The following is a 16,104-nucleotide window of genomic DNA, read 5'->3' as shown; positions in this document are numbered from 1 at the left end:
TATCTATTTTTCCCAGTAATCCCTTGCGAAGAAGAACATGGCCGCGGCCAGCGCCTGAACGCCGACCGGGAAAAGGAATGCCGAATGGAAAGCCTGCGCCGTCGCTTCCGGCGTCGTCTTCCCGACCGCATCGATGATCCCCCCCATGATCTGCTGCACGGACGCCGCTCCGAGCAGCACGAACAGGTTGATCGAGGTGAGGGCGGTGCCGACGATGGAGACCGGGAACATGGAGCGGTTGATCGGGTAGATCATCACGCCGCTTGAAACGGCGAGCCCGAGGCAGAGGAAAAAGACGGCCAGAAGCGGCATGGAGAGGTGGTCGAGCGGCCCCTGGAAGGCCGTCATCAGGATGAGCAGGATGATCTGCCCGCCGAGAAAGGTTTTCTTGTAGGAACGCACGAGCTTTCGGGCGATGCTGTCGATGACGAGGCTGCCGCAGATGAAGCCGATCGAGGTGCACATGAGCATCCGCCCCGTCTCTTCCCGGGTAAGCTTCAACACCTCCATCAGGTAGGGGCCGCCCCAAAGCCCCTGCACCGCGAGATAGCAGCCGTACCAGGCGAAGGCGAGCCCGGCCAGGAGCCAGAAGTCGCGGTTGCTCGTGATCCGCTTCCATGCCTCAAGCATCCCCATCGCCGGGGGCGCCGGCTCGCTCGTCGTGTTCTCACAGGCTGTAGCGGGCCGGTCCTTTACCACCAGGAAAACGAGCAGCGTCGCAAGCGCCTGCATCACGCCGACGGTCAGAAACGAGTTGCGCCAGCCGATCCAGGAGACGGCGAGGGCAAGCGGCGCCGTTCCCGCCAGGTTACCCATGTTCCCCACCGCCACCATGAGGCCGGACGCCTTGCCGAACTCCTGCTTGGTGAACCAGTGGCTGAAGAGGCTGAAGGTCGCCATGAGCACCGACGCGGTCCCGAGGCCGATGAGAACCCGCGCGACGAGCGCCTGTCCCATGCCGGACGCCTGCGAGAAGAGGACACCCCCCACGGCGGTCAGCACGCCGCAGCCGCTGATCACCACGCGGCTCCCCAGCCGGTCGATCATCGGCCCCAACGGGATCTGGGCCGCGGCATAGACATAGAAGAGGATACTGGAGAGGGAACCGAGCTCGGCAGGCGTCAGCTTAAGGTCACGCGCGACGTCCTTGGCAACCACCGCGAGCGATACGCGGTAGAAGTAAACGAGGATGTAGATCAGTGCCAGAATGCCAAAGATGATCCAGCGCTGACGGCGCTGATGGTGATCGAGCATGCGTAGTACCCCCGGCGGCACTCTATCACAGCACCCAGCCAAACTCAACCAACCCGGCGAAATCACACGTTCCTTGTGCTCGATCCTTTTTCCTGTACTCTCTTTACTGGTCCGACACAGGGCCGATCCGCATTTCACACAGTACCGGAGGCATCCAGATGTTTCTCGAGAGTGACGTAAAACTTGGATTCAGCGACGTGCTGATCAGACCGAAGCGCTCGAACCTGAAAAGCAGGTCGCAGGTCGATCTGCAGCGGCACTTCAGGTTCCTGCATAGCAAATACGACTGGACCGGCGTCCCGGTCATCGCCGCCAACATGGACACCACCGGCACCTTCGAGGTGGCGGACCGGCTGGCGGAACACGGGATGCTGACCGCGCTGCACAAGCACTACACCATCGCGCAGTGGGACGCCTGGCTGGAAAACCACAACCATGGCGACGACATCTACAACCGCATCATGGTGAGCACCGGCACCTCTGATGCCGATTTCGACAAGTTCTCCACCATCATCGCCAACCACCCGAAGCTGCAGTTCATCTGCATCGACGTCGCCAACGGCTACGCGGAGAGCTTCGTCGAATTCGTGCAGAGGGCGCGAGACGCTTTTCCGGAGAAGACCATCGTCGCGGGCAACGTGGTCACCGGCGAGATGGTCGAGGAACTCCTCCTGTCGGGGGCGGACATCGTGAAGGTCGGCATCGGTCCCGGCTCGGTCTGCACCACGCGGGTCAAGGCGGGCGTCGGCTACCCGCAGCTCTCCGCGGTGATCGAGTGCGCCGACGCGGCGCACGGTCTCGGGGGGAGGATAATCTCGGACGGCGGCTGCACCTGCCCCGGTGACGTCGCCAAGGCGTTCGGAGGAGGGGCCGATTTCGTAATGCTCGGTGGGATGTTAGCCGGCCACGACGAGAGCGGCGGTCAGGTGGTGGAGCGCGGTGGGCGGCAGTTCAAGCTCTTCTACGGCATGAGCTCCGCGACCGCGATGGACAAACATTCGGGAGGCGTTGCCCATTACCGGGCATCGGAAGGGAAGACGGTGGAAGTCCCCTACCGGGGACCGATCGATGAGACGGTGCGCGACATCCTCGGGGGGGTGCGTTCGGCCTGCACCTACGTCGGCGCCTCGGCGCTAAAGGAGCTCACCAAGCGGACGACCTTCATCCGGGTGCAGGAACAGGAGAACAGGATCTTCGGGTAAGGCCTTCCCCCTCCCTAACCCTCCCCCTCCGGGGGAGGGGACACTGCGGCCATCGTCTGCTCCTATCCTCCCAAGGAAAGACCGCCCAGTCTTCGCCTCCTCACATCCTCCGATGGACAGAGCGCTAGGTCCATGGCACCTCCCCCCGGAGGGGGGAGGCTGGGAGGGGGGATCCGAATCTCCCGCATCAATTTAGAGTGATCACCGCGTAACCCTTGTTCTGGTAGCCGATCAGCGAGGTGAGCCCGTTTCCCACCAGCTTCACCTCCGGGACCAGTTGCGCGGGATCCGCCTTGAAGACCCGCACCGCCACCGCGCAGACCTCGAAACGCACCCCTTGCTTTTTCAGCCACCTGATCAGTTCCAGCGCCTCCTTGTCGATCACGGAAGCGGTCAGCAGTTTCACACCCGGCCCGCGGAAGGAAACCACCATCTCCGGGCGCACCCCTTGGGCCTTCATCCCTTCCAGCGTCTCGGCGAGGAGCTCCAGGTTGAAAACGAGCCTCTCCATGTCCGGGACCCGGACATCGAAGATGACCCGCGCGCTCTTAAGCCCGGCCAACGCCTCGTGGTCGTCAGGCTTCGGCGCCGCCTGCGACACCCCAGCAAACAGCAGCAAAAACAACAGCGGCAGCAACCGTTTCAGCATACGTCACCTCCGGGGCATCCCCTCCAGGGCTACCCTCATGCGCTTGAGCGCCTCCCGCAGGAGTTCGCGGCGGCAGCCGAAGTTGAGTCTCACGTATCCGTGAAGCCCGAAGTCGCTCCCCCCGGAGAGCCCGATACCTGCGTTCTCGAAGAACGCCACCGGATCCTCGATCCCGGTGGACCGCACGTCGATCCAGGAGAGGTAGGTCGCCTCCACCCGCGCCACGGGGAGTCCCAGTGCGGTCATCTCCCGTTCCACGAGGTCGCGGTTTTCGCGCAGGTACTCGACCAGTTCCCGGCGCCACGGCTCGCCGTGCCGGTAGGCCGCCTCGGCCGCGGTGTAACCCAGGAGGTTCACGTGCGGAACGATGCGCCCCATCGCCTTCCTGAAGGCGCGACGGAGGGTGTCGTCCTCGATGACGGCGAAGGAACAGCCAAGGCCCGGGACGTTGTAGGTCTTACTCGGCGCCATGAGCGTGATGGTGCGCCGGCTCGTCTCCGGGGAAAGGGTGGCGATCGGGATGTGGGCGACACCGGGCTCAAGGACCAGCCCGGCGTGGATATCGTCGCTGCTGATCACCAGTTCGTGGCGCGCGGCGAAGGCGTCAAGCGCGGTCAATTCCGCGCGGCTCCAGACCCGCCCCACCGGGTTGTGCGGGCTGCACAGAAGGAGCTGGCGCGTCTTCGGGGTCACCGCCGCCTCGAGGGCGGCAAGGTCTAGGCCCCAGCGCCCGTCCTCGCAGGCAAGCGGCACCTTGATCACGTTTCTTCCCGAGAGGGGCGGGGCCGACATGAAGGGGGGATAGACCGGGGTGAAGGTGATGACGTCGTCGCCCGGCTCACCCACGGCGCGGCAGGAGACGTTGAGGCCGGTGACGAGACCCGGCAGCCAGGTGATCCACTCCTTTTTAACCTGCCACTTGTACTCCGCCTCGAGCGATGCGATCACCGCGGCCGCGAGCCCCGCCGGGGGAGCGGTATAGCCGAAGACGCCGTGGTTCACCCGCTCGTGCAGCGCCTCGATGACCGGCGGGGGGGAGCGAAAATCCATGTCCGCCACCCAGAGCGGGATGATGTCCCGCCCCTCGTACTTGTCCCACTTTTCGCTCGCGGTGCCGCGCCGGTCGATGATCTCGTCGAAGTCGAAGTTTCTCGTCATTTAAGCTCCCATACGGTTAGTTGTGCGATGCTGTGCTGGAACTTCCTGCGCGTCTCCCTTATCACGAAGGGGACATCGCGCGGCTCGCCCAGCATCCGGAAATGCGGCTCGAGCTCGGCCTTAAGCCCGTCCAGGGTCCAGACCGGCTCGCCCGCCTCGCGGTACCCCCCGAGCCACTCCTCCTTCTTCGTGTACTCCTCGAGCCATGTGTAGGGGGAGGCGAGGACCAGGAGGCCGCCCGGGTTCAGCCGTCCGCGGATCCCGGTGAGGAAGCGGCGCGGCGAGTAGAGGCGGTCCAAGACGTTCGCCGCCAAGACGAGGTCGTAGCCGGTGAACTTGTCGGGGAGGTTGCAGGCGTCCCCCTGGAAGAAGCTCACCCGGTCACGCACCCCGGCAAGACCCAGTTCCGCGAGGCCAAGCTCGTGGTAGGAGACGATGTCCCCCTCCTCGGGAAGCGCGTAACGGAGGTACCCCTCCTCCTGCATCCGGGCCGCAAGTCTGAAGAAACGGCTGGAGAAGTCGATGCCGGTAACCTCGCCGAAGCCTCGCGCGAGCTCGAAACTCGCGCGCCCAACGGCGCAGCCTAGATCAAGGGCGTGCCCCGTCGCGCGTCCCGAGGCGACCTCGAGGCAGATCTCGGCGCACGCTTTGGGGAAGTTGGGCACGCCGAAGTGCTCCGCCCCGTAGTGGGCGTCGCAATACTGCGCTGCCAGCGCGTCGGTCTCGTAGGGGTCATCGTGCAGCTCGATTGCGTGCGTGCTCTCCACGTAGCGAAAGCCGGCGTGCTGGAAGAAGTGGCGCCGGAAGGCGTAGCGCGACTCGCGGGTCGCCTCGTTGCCGGTGGAGATCCAGGAGCCTCCCTTTATCAGGTTGTGACGCGTATCGAAGGTAGGCGTGGAGAAATCGTCGTACCAGGGATGGATCCTGAAGCCGTGGAAGGCGTAGATGGGGGTCTCGGTCCACTGCCAGACGTTGCCGATGATATCGTAGAACGCATCGAAACGGAAGCGGTCCACCGGGCAGGAAGAGGCCGAGTACGCGAGGTTGATGTTGCCCGGCGCCTCGCCCCACCCCTGCGGGTCCTCGATCCCCGCCGCGTCGTACATGCGGTACCACTCGTCCTCGCTCGGCAGGCGAATCGCCTTGCCGGTCCTTGCCGCGAGCCAGTTGCAAAAGGCCTTCGCCTCCAGGTAGTTCACCTCGACGGGCCAGTTCCAGGGGAGGTCTATCTCCTCGGCCATGGTGCGCAGCCCCCATCCCTCACCACGCTTCACCCAGAAAAGGGGATGCTCGGCGTTACGGAAGGTGCGCCAGCGCCATCCCTCCTCGGTCCACCAGCGCTCCTCGCCGTAACCTCCCGCCTCGACAAAGGCGAGGAACTCCCGGTTGGAGACCAGGTACTTCGAGGCGGCGAAGCCGCCGACCTCCGCCTCGTGACGGCCGTACTCGTTGTCCCAGCCGTAGAGCGGGTGCCCCTCCTCTTTCCCCAGCACCACCTTTCCACCCGGCACGGGGAGAAGCTCGTTCACCGGCGCCTCACCGGCGTCGCGGCAGACATCCCAGAAGTCGAGCCGGCGCACCCGGTCGATTGGGAGCTGACGGATCAGCACCGAAGAGGTCTCCAGGTGGATGCGTTCATGCTCGATCCCCATCATGATCGCCCAGAAGGGGCTTTCCCAGGTGACTGGGAGGGTGAGCGGCAGGGTGGCGATGAGCCCCGCCACGAGCTCACGCACCTGGTCGCGGTACGTCTTCACCTCGGCGCGGGTCGGCCAGTCGTAGTGGGCCTCGTTCAGGTCGTCCCAGGACATCTCGTCGACCCCGACCGCAAAGAGCGACTCGAAGCGCGGGTTGATGCGCTTCTCGATGACGCGAGCGATGACGAGCTTGTTGATGAAGAAGGTCGCGGTATGGCCGAAGTAGAAGATGAGCGGATGACGCAGCCGATCCGCCCTCAGATAGAAGGCATCGTCATCCTTCAGCGTGTCATAGAGGAGTTCGTCAATGGAAAAGGTCGCGTGAAAATACTCAAGGATCTCCGCCCGCTTTTGCTCGGGGTCCCCTTCGTTCAGTACAACTGAATGTGTTTTCTTCAGATCCATCTCAGCCCTCGCACTTGGTAGTCATGCCGTATTTACTTCAAGAGGAAAGTTACCGTTAGAATAGTACCAGAACTTTCCACTCAGGCATGACACAGACAGGTGAAGGGGCACAAAGAGTGGCGAACAGGTCGGACAAGATCGGGGCGGGATGCCGAGCGTTGGTGGAGTCAGACAGACCAGCGTCTGAAAAAAGAGGAGAGTAAACCGTTTAAGACACAATCAGACGAAACCAAGCTCCACGCGCCTGCCGAAGACCTTCGCGATTTTCTCCAGCGTCTTTACGGTTGGGTTCGCCTTGCGGGGATTTTCCAGACGCTGGTACACCTGGTAGGCGATGTTCAACTGCCGGGCGATCTCCATCTGGGAGCGGTCGGCACGCAGCGTCCTCAGCATGATGGCAACGGCGATGTGCGGCGCCACAGGGACCTGGTACACGTTCTTGCCGACAATACGTGACGGCTCTGGAAGCTTGAAATTGCGTTCGAAGTCGGATTCAAGACAACCGTTGAGCGCCTCTTCAGCATTCAGCAATGCTTCTTCTGTCGTCAGGCCGTAGGTCATCACGTTCTCGAAGTCTGGGAACGTCACCAGATAGCCGTCGGTCTCCTTCTTTATGCGTGCCGCGTACGAAAGCATCGTCTACCCCTTTATCCCCGCCTGCCTTAGAATCGCGTGCACCAGTCCCTTGGGCAAATCCACGTTGCCGTGTACCGGAACGGGGATCGAGCGTCGGTCTTCCTTTGTCATGATGTGGTGGCTGCCGGAAATGCGGTCCAGTTCCCATCCCGATTCAAGCAGCAGCTTTTTAAGCTGTTTTCCGGTCATCCGGATGATATACAACTTATAAGGTGCATGTCAACGTCACCTTTTAAATTGAATAAGGCGTCGCCGCTCCGCGGTGACGCCTTTTCTGTTACGGCTTCGATACGCAATCGCACTTGAGGTGTACTCGATGCGACGGTATTAGCGGCGGGTGGCGTCCGTGACGGCATTTTCGATGCCGGCAAGGAACTGCTCCGATGTGAAAGGCTTCGGGATGAAACTGACGCGGTCGTGCTGCTGCGGGTTGTGCACCTCGACGTCGAAGGTGTAGCCGGAGATGTACAGTACCGGCAGGTCCGGGATGCCCGCGGCGAGGCGCTCGTAAAGCTCGGGACCGCTCATTTCCGGCATGACCACGTCGGTGACGAGCAGGTCGATGGCAGTTCCCGACTGCCCGGCGATCTGTTGCGCCCGGGCTGGCGTCTCAGCAACCAAAACCCGATAACCCGACGCTTGCAGGAGCTCCACGGCCATCTCGCGGATCGCCTCGTTGTCGTCGACGACGAGGATGGTGGCGCGGTTGTCCTTACTTTCGACCTTCCGGGCGACCTCCACGGCCGGCGCTCCCGCGCTCGCCTCGGCGGCGCAAGCAGGGAAGTAGACCAGGAACGAGGAGCCGTGCCCCACCCTGCTCTTCACCTTGATGCAGCCGTTGTGCTGCTTGATGATGCCGTAGACCGTGGCGAGCCCGAGCCCCGTCCCCTCGCCCACCGGCTTCGTGGTGTAGAAAGGCTCGAAGATGTGCTGCAGCACTTCCTCCTTCATCCCGCAGCCGTTGTCGGTGAAGGAAAGGAGAACATGGGGGCCCGGCTTGGTGCCCGGGTTCACCCTCACGAACTCGTCGTCCAGGAGCACGTTCCCGGTCTCGATCACGATAGTCCCGTTCCCTTTTATGGCGTCCTGGGCGTTCACCGCGAAGTTGATCAGGACCTGCTCCACCTGCCCCCGGTCCGCAAAGATCCAGGCGCCGAAATCGGTCAGGTTGGTCCTGATCTCGATGTTCGCCCTTATGGTGCGCTGCATCAGATCGAGGAGCGCCCGGATCACCTCGTTCAGTTCGATCACCTCCATGTTGAGCCGCTGCTTGCGCCCGAAGGACAGAAGCTTCTTCGTCAGGTCGGCCGCCTTGTGCGCGGAGGAGAGGATCCCTTCCAACTTCTTGCGGTTCGGGTCATCGGCCGCCATGCTCTTCTTGGCGATGTCAGCGTAGACGAAGATCGGGGTGAGCAGGTTGTTGAAGTCATGGGCGAGTCCCCCCGCCAACTGCCCGATCGCCTCGATTTTCTGCATCTGCCTCATCTGTTCTTCGAGCCGGAAGCGGCTCTCATCGCTGCGCACCCGGCCGATGGCGATGCTCGCCATGTGCGCCGCCGACTCGATGAGCGCAAGCTCGGCATCGCCTGGGTTGCGGCAGCTCCGGTAGTAGACCGCGAAGGTGCCAAGGAGTTCCCCGTCCACCGAAAGCACCGGCTCCGACCAGCAGGCCTTGAGCCCCGCGTCAAACGCCGGCTGGAATCCCTTCCAAAACGGGTGGTGCTCCAGGTCCTCGACGATGACCCGCCGTTTCAGAAATGCCGCGGTCCCGCACGAGCCCATCCCCTCCCTGATCCTGAGCCCGTTCACCGCCCGGTTGTACTCCGGGGGGAGACTCGGTGCCGCGCCGTGCATGAGCTGCGTCCCCTCTTCGTTGGCGAGAAGCACTGAGCAGAGGGCACCCGGGCTCTCCTGCTCCACGAAGCCGACGATGCAGACCAGAAGTTCTTCCAGGCTCGCCCCGGTCGCCATCTGCTCCAGGATCTTGAGCCGGGTGTTCTCGCGCCGCTCCACGAGTTTTCGCTTCGAGATGTCGCGCACGACGCTGAGGATGGCGGGGCGCCCCAGGTAATCGATGAGCCGGCTGCTGACCTCTATGGGAACGGCCGCGCCGTCCTTGGTCCGGTGCTCGGACTCGTACAGGGACCGTCCTTCACGCTCGAGCACGACCAGGCGCTCCGGGAGCTTCTCGCTCTGATGCGGCGCGTTGATCTCGTGCAGGGTGAGCTGCATGAACTCGTCGTGGCTGTAACCCATCCGGTCGCAGGCCGACTGGTTCACCTCCAGGATGCGAAAATCGAAATCGTGGATGTAGATGGCGTCGCCGGCGCTGTTGAAAAGGAGTCGGAAACGCTCCTCGGTGAACTGCAGCTCGCGCTCGAGCCGCCTTCTCCGTTCGTTGTTGAAATAGAGCGCCGCGAGCGCGGAAACCACGAAAAGAGCGAAGAGCGCGGCGGTCCAGAAGGCGGTCTTGTTCACCGCGTAGAAGGAGACCGGCTCGTTGATGACAAGCGACCCTGGCGGGAGCTTGCGCCGGTCGATGTCCCAGCGGCGCAGCAAGGTGTCGTCAAACATGGGACGGGAAAGGGTGCCGGTGATGACCGGGATCGCCGAAGGGCTTTCGCCGGAAAGGATCCTCACCGCAAGCTCGGCCGCCTTCTCCCCCTGGCTCCTTCCCTCCATCATCATGCCGCCGACCACGCCGTACCCCAGTTGCGCAGCATGCACGGCGTAGACCGGGACCGGACTAACCGAGGTTACGATGCGCGCGGCCTCGGCCTGGGTGAAAGAGCGGCCGGTACTCTGGTCCATCGTGTAGGAGAGCATCAAAACGAGCGCGTCAGGGGAAAGCCCCTTCAACTGCTGGGCCGCCTGCTCCAGGGGCAGGTCGCCCAGGAACCGGAAGGCGACGTTGGGAAACTTGGCGGACGAGGTGACCAGTTCGTGGCGCATGGCGCGGCCGGTATCAGAGTAGTCGCTTACTACGACCACCTCTTTTGTCCCGGGATGCAGGCGCAGCGCCATGGCAACCGTCCCGATCATGTCGTGGTACTCCGCCACTCCGGTGACTTTCGAGCTCCCGGCGACCATCTCCGGCTCGTAGTCGTTGATGCCGCAAAACACCAGGGGGACGTCGGGGAAGAGGCGCTCTCGGTAGCGCAGGGCGAATTCGAGGGCGGCGTTGTCGAGAGCTACCACCACGTCGAACCGGATGCCGCGATGCTTTATGGAAAAAAGGTTGGCGAGCTCCGGGAAGTGCCGCTTGTCAGGGAACTTCTTGGTATCGAGGTGCTCGACCAGCATCTCCATGCGGGGCAGCTTCTTGAGCAGCGTCGCACGCAGTCCGCGCATCTCGTCGTCGGACCAGTCGTACCCGTAATTGTAGGAGTTGATGACCAGCAGGTGGGGCAACGTGGACTGGGCGTACAGCGGCGACGCGGTGAGCAGCAGCGCCAAAAGGCACCAGCGAAGCCACCACCGGATGCCGGGAAGATGTGCAGGTTTGCTACGCATCGCGACCTCTGGGTGTTTGTCGTACCTCACCCCGGTATCCGAAAGTAGGTGTTCCGGGAAGAGTATGCTCATTTATCGGCAGCTTACGGCGCCGGCTTGAAGCATTAATGGTGTGGGAGCTCTCACGGAAAACGGGGGGGGGAGCGGCGAGGAAAAGCCGCGGCCGTCGCGCAGCAGGCGACGCCGCGGCTGGGACGTCAGGATTACAGCGGCCGCGGGTTGCAGAGGTAGTCTTCCCCGTCAGCCTTGGCGCCGCACCTGTTGCAGACGAACTTGGGATTCGCCGAGTGTCTGTCCATCTCCTCGATCCTTCCCTCGTGTTTCAACTGGCACATGTGCGCCTTATGCTCCTTCGGTTTCGGGCAGGTCTCGTTTTCACTCATGGCATTCTCCTTTGTGCTTGGTGACCCTCTTATCATAGCAGATCAGTTTCAACAACCAGAACATGCGCCTCTTTTTTCTCATTTGCTCCATATTTCGTCCTCAATTTTCTCCTAACCTGACAGTACTGGCAATGGGTCCAGTCAAGAGGAGAACTCAGATGAAAAAGCTTACTAGGATATTGTTGGCACTGGTCGTCCTCCCGGCGCTCCTGACCGGCTGCCTCCTCGTCCCGGTGGACGACGGCTATTATCACGGACGGCACCATGGCGGAGGCTACTACGACTACGACGGCCGTTATGACCGCGGCGGCGGGTATTACGGACGCAGGTATTAATTGAAGTATCCCTAGTCCTTCTTTTGCAGCGCACGCTATTTACATGGCCTTTGATGTTGGTAACATTAACGAGCCGAAAACGGCCACCACATTAAAGGAGTCCCACCATGCAAAAGACCATGCGCGCGCTCGTGAAGAAATACCCTAAGCCGGGCTTGTGGCTGGACGAAGTCCCGGTCCCCGAGATGGGGATAAACGACGTGCTGATCAAGGTGCACAAGACGGCGATCTGCGGCACCGACCTGCACATCTGGGACTGGAACGCCTGGGCGCAAAAGACCATCCCGGTGCCGATGGTGATCGGGCACGAGTTCGTCGGGAGGGTCGCGGCGATCGGCAGCAACGTCGCCGACTTGAAGGTCGGCGACATCGTTTCCGGCGAGGGACACCTGGTCTGCGGCAGGTGCCGCAACTGCCTCGCCGGTCGACGCCACCTGTGCAAGGACACCAAGGGGATCGGGGTGAACCGCACCGGCGCCTTCGCCGAATACATCTGCATCCCGGTGACCAACGTCTGGCACGCCGACCAGAGCATCCCGATGGAGGTGCTCAGCATCTTCGACCCCTTCGGCAACGCGACCCACACCACACTCGCCTTCCCGGTCCTGGGGGAGGACGTCCTCATCACCGGTGCCGGCCCCATCGGCATCATGGCCACCGCCATCGCCCGCCACGCCGGTGCGCGTCACATCGTCACCACGGACATGAACCCCTACCGGCTCGACCTGGCGAAGAAGATGGGGGCGAGCGTCGCGCTGAACGTAAAAGAGAGGACCCTCGCCGACGCGCGCAAGGAGCTCGGGATGAAGGAGGGGTTCGACGTGGGTCTCGAGATGTCCGGCAACGGGTCCGCCTTCAAGGAGATGCTCGACAACATGTGCCACGGCGGCAAGATCGCCATGCTCGGCATTCCTTCGGGCGACCTCGCCATCGACTGGAACCAGGTGATCTTCAACATGCTCACCATCAAGGGGATCTACGGCCGCGAGATGTACGAGACCTGGTACCTGATGCAGTCCATGATCAAGACGGGGCTGGACATCACGCCGGTGATCACGCACCGGATGCACTACACGGAATTCGAGACGGCCTTCGAGGCGATGGGAAGCGGCAACGCAGGCAAGGTCATCCTGAACTGGGTGGAGGAGTAACCGGTAATGACAGATAAATTCGCCTGGATCAACGAAGAGATGGGGGCCCTGGAAGCGCAGGGGTTCAGGACCAACATACGCACCATCGGCTCGGCCTGCGGCCCCTGGATGGTGGTGGACGGCAAGAAGGTGCTGAATTTCTGCACCAACAACTACCTTGGGCTCGCGAACCACCCGCGCCTCAAGAAGGCGGCGCAGGAAGCGGTGGAGCAGTGGGGGGTCGGGCCGGCCGCGGTGCGGAGCATCGCCGGGACGCTCGAGCTGCACCGCAGGCTCGAGTCGCGTCTGGCAGCTTTCAAGGGGGTTGAAGACGCCCTCTACGTCCAGTCCGGCTTCTGCGCCAACCAGGCCGCCATCCCTCCCATGGTGGGGAAAGGGGACGTCATCTTCACGGACCGGCTGAACCACGCGAGCATCATCGACGGCTGCCGCCTCTCCTCGGCGAAGATCCTGGTCTACGAGCACTGCGATCTCGAGGACTGCGAACGGGTGATCCGGGAAAACATCGGGCAGTACCGGCGCGCGCTCCTCATCACCGACGGCGTCTTCTCCATGGACGGTGACATAGCCCCCCTGGACCGGCTCTTCGAGCTCTGCGAGCGCCACGGCATCATCACCATGGTGGACGATGCGCACGGCGAGGGGGTGCTCGGGCGGGGCGGGCGCGGCATCGTCGATCACTTCGGGCTGAACGGCAAGTTCGACCTGGAGATCGGCACGCTCTCCAAGGCGTTCGGTGTCATGGGGGGCGTGATCGCGGGGAAGAAGGTCGTCATCGACTGGATCAGGCAGAAGGCGCGCCCCTTCCTCTTCTCGAGTGCGGTGACCGCGGCGGACACCGCCGCCTGCCTTGCCGCCGTTGATCTTCTGGAGGAGAGCAGCGCGCTCGTGGAAAAACTCTGGGACAACACGCGCTACTTCAAGGAGGGGATGCAAAACGCGGGCTTCGACATCGGGGCGAGCGTCACGCCGATAACCCCGGTCATGCTCGGCGAGGCGACCGTGGCACAGGAGTTCTCACGCAGGCTTTTCGCCGCCGAGCCCGGCATCTTCGCGATGCCGATCGGCTTTCCTACCGTGCCGCAGGGCAAGGCGCGCATCCGCGTGATGATCAGCGCGGCCCACACCCAGGGGGACCTGGAAACCGGCCTCGCAACTTTCACCCAAATCGGGCGGGAACTAGGGGTGATCGGACGCAAGGCATAAACAACGACAAAGGCTCAACGCAAAGACGCGGAGGCGCCAAGACGCTAAGAAAATCCGAAAAGCGTTTAACAGGGATGAAGGGGATAAAACCTTAAAAGTCAAAGGGGAAAGGCTTAGAACCAAGATGTTTTAAAGGCGCCAAGACGTTGAGAGGCAAAGGATAGTTGAACCTTTGCGTCTTTGCGACTTGGCGCCTTTGCGTTGCGGGGTTGTGGTCGCGGTTAGCGCACGGGCTTGATGCTTCTCGGATTGCAGACCACGAGCGGGTCGTTCGCCTGCACGCGGCACTTGTTGCAGTAGACGATCGGCTTCTCCCCGTGCCGCTCATACTCGTCCATCCGGCCATCCTTCTTCAGCTTGCACATGTGTGCCTTGTGACGCGCAGGCTGCTCGCACTTATCCTTGTCTGCCATGAAAACTCCTTCTCGGAAAGCTCCCGTAGGGAAAGCTACGGCGTGCTGTACAGCGCCAGGGTGACCAGCGCCGGGAAAACGTTGACGCCGACGTAAGCTGCCGCCTCGAGACGCCGAAACGGCGTGAGCAGCAGCGGGACGCAGAAGGCGAGGCACCAAAGGGATGCGTTGCTGCCGGCGATGAGGCCGAAGGCGGGAAGCATCAGGGTCGCCGCGACGACGGCGGCAAGCCAGAGCACGAGAAACGGTCCGGGACCGCGAAAACTCTGCGGTGCGAACAACGGGAACCCGGCCAACCGGTAGTCGTCGGCGTGCCTTTTCTGCAGCATCCAGAAGTGGGGAACCTGCCAGAGGTACAGGATGCCGCACAAAAGGACGATCCGAAAATCGCCCAGCGCGCCCCCGGCGGCGCTCCATCCGATGAGCGGCGGGAGGGCGCCGCAGAATGCCCCGGCGAGGAGTGCAAAGGGGGTGCGCCGCTTGAGCGGCGTGTAGACGGCGAGGTACCAGGCAAGGGTCGCCAGGGCGAGGAGAAGGGGCGCGGCGCCGAGAGCGGCAAGGACGACGGCACCCGACAAAAGGACCAGTACCGCGATCGTCGCCCCCCACAGCGGTGCGAGCTCTCCAGCGGGAAGTGGGCGCGCCATGGTGCGGCGCATGAGGGCGTCCACGTCGCGCTCGAGGACCTGGTTGAAGGCCGAGGCGGCGCACGCCATGAGGGTCACGCCGGTAAAGAGCATGAGCCCGGACACGCCGGGACGCGCCTCGCGGCAGAGCAGGTACCCGCCGAGCGCCGCCGTTCCGTTCATGAGCGCCAAGGGGAGCCTGAACAACCGGCACATCCCGGCTATCGTTTTTCGTGCGGAAAAGGTCACTTCTCTCCTTCCAGGAACTCAACCATCACCTTCAGGTCGCCTTCCGGAATGTCGCTCTTCGGCATGATCGGGGGGAAGCCTTCAACGATGGCCGCACCCGGGTTCAGAATCGATTCACGCAGGTACGCCTCGTCCGCCTTCACCGTCTCAGCCTTCCCGCCGCGCGTCACCTTCACCTGACTCCCGTAGAGCCCCTTGAAGGTCGGCCCCACCTTCGTCGAGCCATCCAGGGAGTGACAGCCAAGGCAGCCGTGGCTCTCCAGCAGGGCCTTACCCTTGGCCGCCCCGCCTTCTGCCGCCTTCTCGTTCAGCCACGCCTCGAACTTGTCCGCCGGGACCGCTTCCACGGTCGTTATCATGGCGGAGTGGCCGGTGCCGCAGTACTGCGAACAGAAGAGGTCGTAGGAGCCGGGCGAACTGGCGACGAACCATACGTGGTTTTTCATCCCCGGCACGACGTCGCGCTTGATGCGGAAGGCCGGGACGTAGAAGCCGTGGATGACGTCCTCGGATTCCAGGTTCACCTGCACCGGCCTTCCCACCGGGACGACCAGCTTCGGGCTGTGCTTGCCGTTTTGGTAGATGAAGTCCCAGGACCACATGCGCGCCTCGGCCTTAACCTGCATGGCGTTCTTCGGTACGGTCCTGAGCGACAGGTAGCTGGTCCAGCCGTAATAGAACATCCCCATTACGAGGATCGTCGGCAACAGGGTCCAGATCACCTCGAGAAGCGGGCTTCCCGATACCTGCGAGGTCGGCTCCGGGTTCTTCGAACGGCGGTAACGGACCACGAAGAAGATCATGGTTGCGGTGATCCCGACGAGCAGCACCAGGCAGGCACCGAAGAGGAACATGAACACGGGATCGACAGCTTGCGTCGTTGTGAGTAGTTGATTTTCCACGTTCGCCCCTTTATCGGTAGAGTACGTCGAAGAAGGTTCCCCCGATGAAACCGGCCAGGGTGAAAAGAGCCACGAACAGGATGATGCGGAACAGCCGCGGCTCGTATTTCATGTGCATGAAGAAGGCGATCACGAGGCCCGATTTGATGCTCGCGATGGCAAGCGCCGCCCAGACCTTCCAGACGCCAAGCTCCACGCGCGTGACCATGATGGTTGCCGCCGTCAGCACCAGGAGGGTGACCCAGACGGTAACCAGTTTCCCGTAACTCAGGATGTGTTCCGCGCTTTCGTTTGTCATGTTCATGTCTCCGGTATATCTCGATCC

16 protein-coding genes are annotated in these 16,104 nt (G+C 62.7%); 4 read left to right on the top strand and 12 right to left on the bottom strand.

The window, feature by feature from the left end:
* Positions 1 to 3: 3 nt before the first annotated feature.
* Positions 4 to 1,254: an MFS transporter gene (locus E4633_RS04420; protein ID WP_135869038.1), complete on the bottom strand. Its 1,251-nt coding sequence runs from the start codon at positions 1,252 to 1,254 to the stop codon at positions 4 to 6.
* Between the two features lie 158 nt (positions 1,255 to 1,412).
* Here E4633_RS04420 and E4633_RS04415 point away from each other — a divergent pair, with 158 nt between their 5' ends.
* A complete protein-coding gene (locus E4633_RS04415) occupies positions 1,413 to 2,456 on the top strand; it encodes a GMP reductase (protein WP_135869037.1) in 1,044 nt (347 codons plus the stop codon).
* A 187-nt stretch (positions 2,457 to 2,643) separates the two neighbouring features.
* Here the strand turns inward: E4633_RS04415 and E4633_RS04410 are convergent, their stop codons facing one another.
* The 7 genes from E4633_RS04410 to E4633_RS04380 all read right to left on the bottom strand — a co-directional run bounded on the left by E4633_RS04410 (position 2,644) and on the right by E4633_RS04380 (position 10,897).
* A complete protein-coding gene (locus E4633_RS04410; protein WP_135869036.1) occupies positions 2,644 to 3,105 on the bottom strand; it encodes a DsrE family protein in 462 nt (153 codons plus the stop codon).
* Positions 3,106 to 3,108: 3 nt separating this feature from the next.
* On the bottom strand, positions 3,109 to 4,263 hold the full coding sequence (locus E4633_RS04405; RefSeq protein ID WP_135869035.1) for a MalY/PatB family protein: 1,155 nt from the start codon (positions 4,261 to 4,263) through the stop codon (positions 3,109 to 3,111).
* Entirely contained in the window at positions 4,260 to 6,365 is a 2,106-nt protein-coding gene (ovoA, locus tag E4633_RS04400; protein WP_135869034.1) for a 5-histidylcysteine sulfoxide synthase, read from the bottom strand. The genes E4633_RS04405 and ovoA overlap by 4 nt, the downstream gene beginning before the upstream one ends.
* A gap of 219 nt (positions 6,366 to 6,584) precedes the next feature.
* Entirely contained in the window at positions 6,585 to 7,001 is a 417-nt protein-coding gene (locus tag E4633_RS04395) for a type II toxin-antitoxin system HicB family antitoxin (protein ID WP_135869033.1), read from the bottom strand.
* A gap of 3 nt (positions 7,002 to 7,004) precedes the next feature.
* The gene (locus E4633_RS04390; RefSeq protein ID WP_135869032.1) at positions 7,005 to 7,190 is read right to left on the bottom strand and encodes a type II toxin-antitoxin system HicA family toxin; all 186 of its coding nucleotides are present in this window, start codon (positions 7,188 to 7,190) and stop codon (positions 7,005 to 7,007) included.
* Positions 7,191 to 7,328: 138 nt separating this feature from the next.
* The gene (locus tag E4633_RS04385; RefSeq protein WP_162604934.1) at positions 7,329 to 10,514 is read right to left on the bottom strand and encodes a PAS domain S-box protein; all 3,186 of its coding nucleotides are present in this window, start codon (positions 10,512 to 10,514) and stop codon (positions 7,329 to 7,331) included.
* A 203-nt stretch (positions 10,515 to 10,717) separates the two neighbouring features.
* Positions 10,718 to 10,897 (bottom strand): hypothetical protein, encoded by a 180-nt coding sequence (locus E4633_RS04380; protein WP_135869030.1) that lies wholly within the window; start codon positions 10,895 to 10,897, stop codon positions 10,718 to 10,720.
* Positions 10,898 to 11,055: 158 nt separating this feature from the next.
* On the opposite strand from E4633_RS04380, the gene E4633_RS20505 reads away from it, so the two are divergent.
* The 3 genes from E4633_RS20505 (at position 11,056) to E4633_RS04370 (ending at position 13,589) form a co-directional block, all read left to right on the top strand.
* On the top strand, positions 11,056 to 11,232 hold the full coding sequence (locus tag E4633_RS20505; protein ID WP_198419381.1) for a hypothetical protein: 177 nt from the start codon (positions 11,056 to 11,058) through the stop codon (positions 11,230 to 11,232).
* 107 nt (positions 11,233 to 11,339) lie between these two features.
* A complete protein-coding gene (tdh, locus tag E4633_RS04375; protein WP_135869029.1) occupies positions 11,340 to 12,383 on the top strand; it encodes an L-threonine 3-dehydrogenase in 1,044 nt (347 codons plus the stop codon).
* Positions 12,384 to 12,389: 6 nt separating this feature from the next.
* Positions 12,390 to 13,589, top strand: coding sequence for a glycine C-acetyltransferase (locus tag E4633_RS04370; RefSeq protein WP_135869028.1), 1,200 nt, complete (start codon positions 12,390 to 12,392; stop codon positions 13,587 to 13,589).
* A 221-nt stretch (positions 13,590 to 13,810) separates the two neighbouring features.
* On the opposite strand, the gene E4633_RS04365 is transcribed toward E4633_RS04370, so the two are convergent.
* Genes E4633_RS04365 through E4633_RS04350 form a run of 4 tightly spaced genes read right to left on the bottom strand, consistent with a single transcriptional unit; the run spans position 13,811 to position 16,077 of the window.
* Complete coding sequence (locus tag E4633_RS04365; RefSeq protein ID WP_135869027.1) at positions 13,811 to 14,002, bottom strand: hypothetical protein; 192 nt, start codon at positions 14,000 to 14,002, stop codon at positions 13,811 to 13,813.
* Positions 14,003 to 14,037: 35 nt separating this feature from the next.
* Positions 14,038 to 14,844 carry a UbiA family prenyltransferase gene (locus E4633_RS04360; protein WP_135869576.1) on the bottom strand — a complete coding sequence of 269 codons (807 nt, stop codon included), beginning with the start codon at positions 14,842 to 14,844 and terminating at the stop codon, positions 14,038 to 14,040.
* 29 nt (positions 14,845 to 14,873) lie between these two features.
* A complete protein-coding gene (gene coxB / locus E4633_RS04355) occupies positions 14,874 to 15,779 on the bottom strand; it encodes a cytochrome c oxidase subunit II (RefSeq protein WP_135869026.1) in 906 nt (301 codons plus the stop codon).
* 10 nt (positions 15,780 to 15,789) lie between these two features.
* Positions 15,790 to 16,077: a cytochrome C oxidase subunit IV family protein gene (locus E4633_RS04350; RefSeq protein ID WP_129125109.1), complete on the bottom strand. Its 288-nt coding sequence runs from the start codon at positions 16,075 to 16,077 to the stop codon at positions 15,790 to 15,792.
* Positions 16,078 to 16,104 lie beyond the last annotated feature (27 nt).

The organism is Geomonas terrae, from assembly GCF_004791675.1.
In the GTDB taxonomy this organism is placed as follows: domain Bacteria; phylum Desulfobacterota; class Desulfuromonadia; order Geobacterales; family Geobacteraceae; genus Geomonas; species Geomonas edaphica.
This window is presented reverse-complemented; position numbering and strand designations above follow the sequence as displayed.

Excerpts from the sequence above, each read along its gene's own strand:
- E4633_RS04370 (WP_135869028.1), top strand. The coding sequence starts at position 12,390 with ATGACAGATAAATTCGCCTGGATCAACGAAGAGATGGGGGCCCTGGAA.
- E4633_RS04385 (WP_162604934.1), bottom strand. The coding sequence starts at position 10,514 with ATGCGTAGCAAACCTGCACATCTTCCCGGCATCCGGTGGTGGCTTCGC.
- ovoA (WP_135869034.1), bottom strand. The coding sequence starts at position 6,365 with ATGGATCTGAAGAAAACACATTCAGTTGTACTGAACGAAGGGGACCCC.
- E4633_RS04350 (WP_129125109.1), bottom strand. The coding sequence starts at position 16,077 with ATGACAAACGAAAGCGCGGAACACATCCTGAGTTACGGGAAACTGGTT.
- E4633_RS04405 (WP_135869035.1), bottom strand. The coding sequence starts at position 4,263 with ATGACGAGAAACTTCGACTTCGACGAGATCATCGACCGGCGCGGCACC.
- E4633_RS04395 (WP_135869033.1), bottom strand. The coding sequence starts at position 7,001 with ATGCTTTCGTACGCGGCACGCATAAAGAAGGAGACCGACGGCTATCTG.
- E4633_RS04415 (WP_135869037.1), top strand. The coding sequence starts at position 1,413 with ATGTTTCTCGAGAGTGACGTAAAACTTGGATTCAGCGACGTGCTGATC.
- E4633_RS04390 (WP_135869032.1), bottom strand. The coding sequence starts at position 7,190 with ATGACCGGAAAACAGCTTAAAAAGCTGCTGCTTGAATCGGGATGGGAA.
- E4633_RS04365 (WP_135869027.1), bottom strand. The coding sequence starts at position 14,002 with ATGGCAGACAAGGATAAGTGCGAGCAGCCTGCGCGTCACAAGGCACAC.
- E4633_RS04410 (WP_135869036.1), bottom strand. The coding sequence starts at position 3,105 with ATGCTGAAACGGTTGCTGCCGCTGTTGTTTTTGCTGCTGTTTGCTGGG.
- E4633_RS04360 (WP_135869576.1), bottom strand. The coding sequence starts at position 14,844 with ATGTGCCGGTTGTTCAGGCTCCCCTTGGCGCTCATGAACGGAACGGCG.
- E4633_RS04420 (WP_135869038.1), bottom strand. The coding sequence starts at position 1,254 with ATGCTCGATCACCATCAGCGCCGTCAGCGCTGGATCATCTTTGGCATT.
- E4633_RS20505 (WP_198419381.1), top strand. The coding sequence starts at position 11,056 with ATGAAAAAGCTTACTAGGATATTGTTGGCACTGGTCGTCCTCCCGGCG.
- E4633_RS04380 (WP_135869030.1), bottom strand. The coding sequence starts at position 10,897 with ATGAGTGAAAACGAGACCTGCCCGAAACCGAAGGAGCATAAGGCGCAC.
- tdh (WP_135869029.1), top strand. The coding sequence starts at position 11,340 with ATGCAAAAGACCATGCGCGCGCTCGTGAAGAAATACCCTAAGCCGGGC.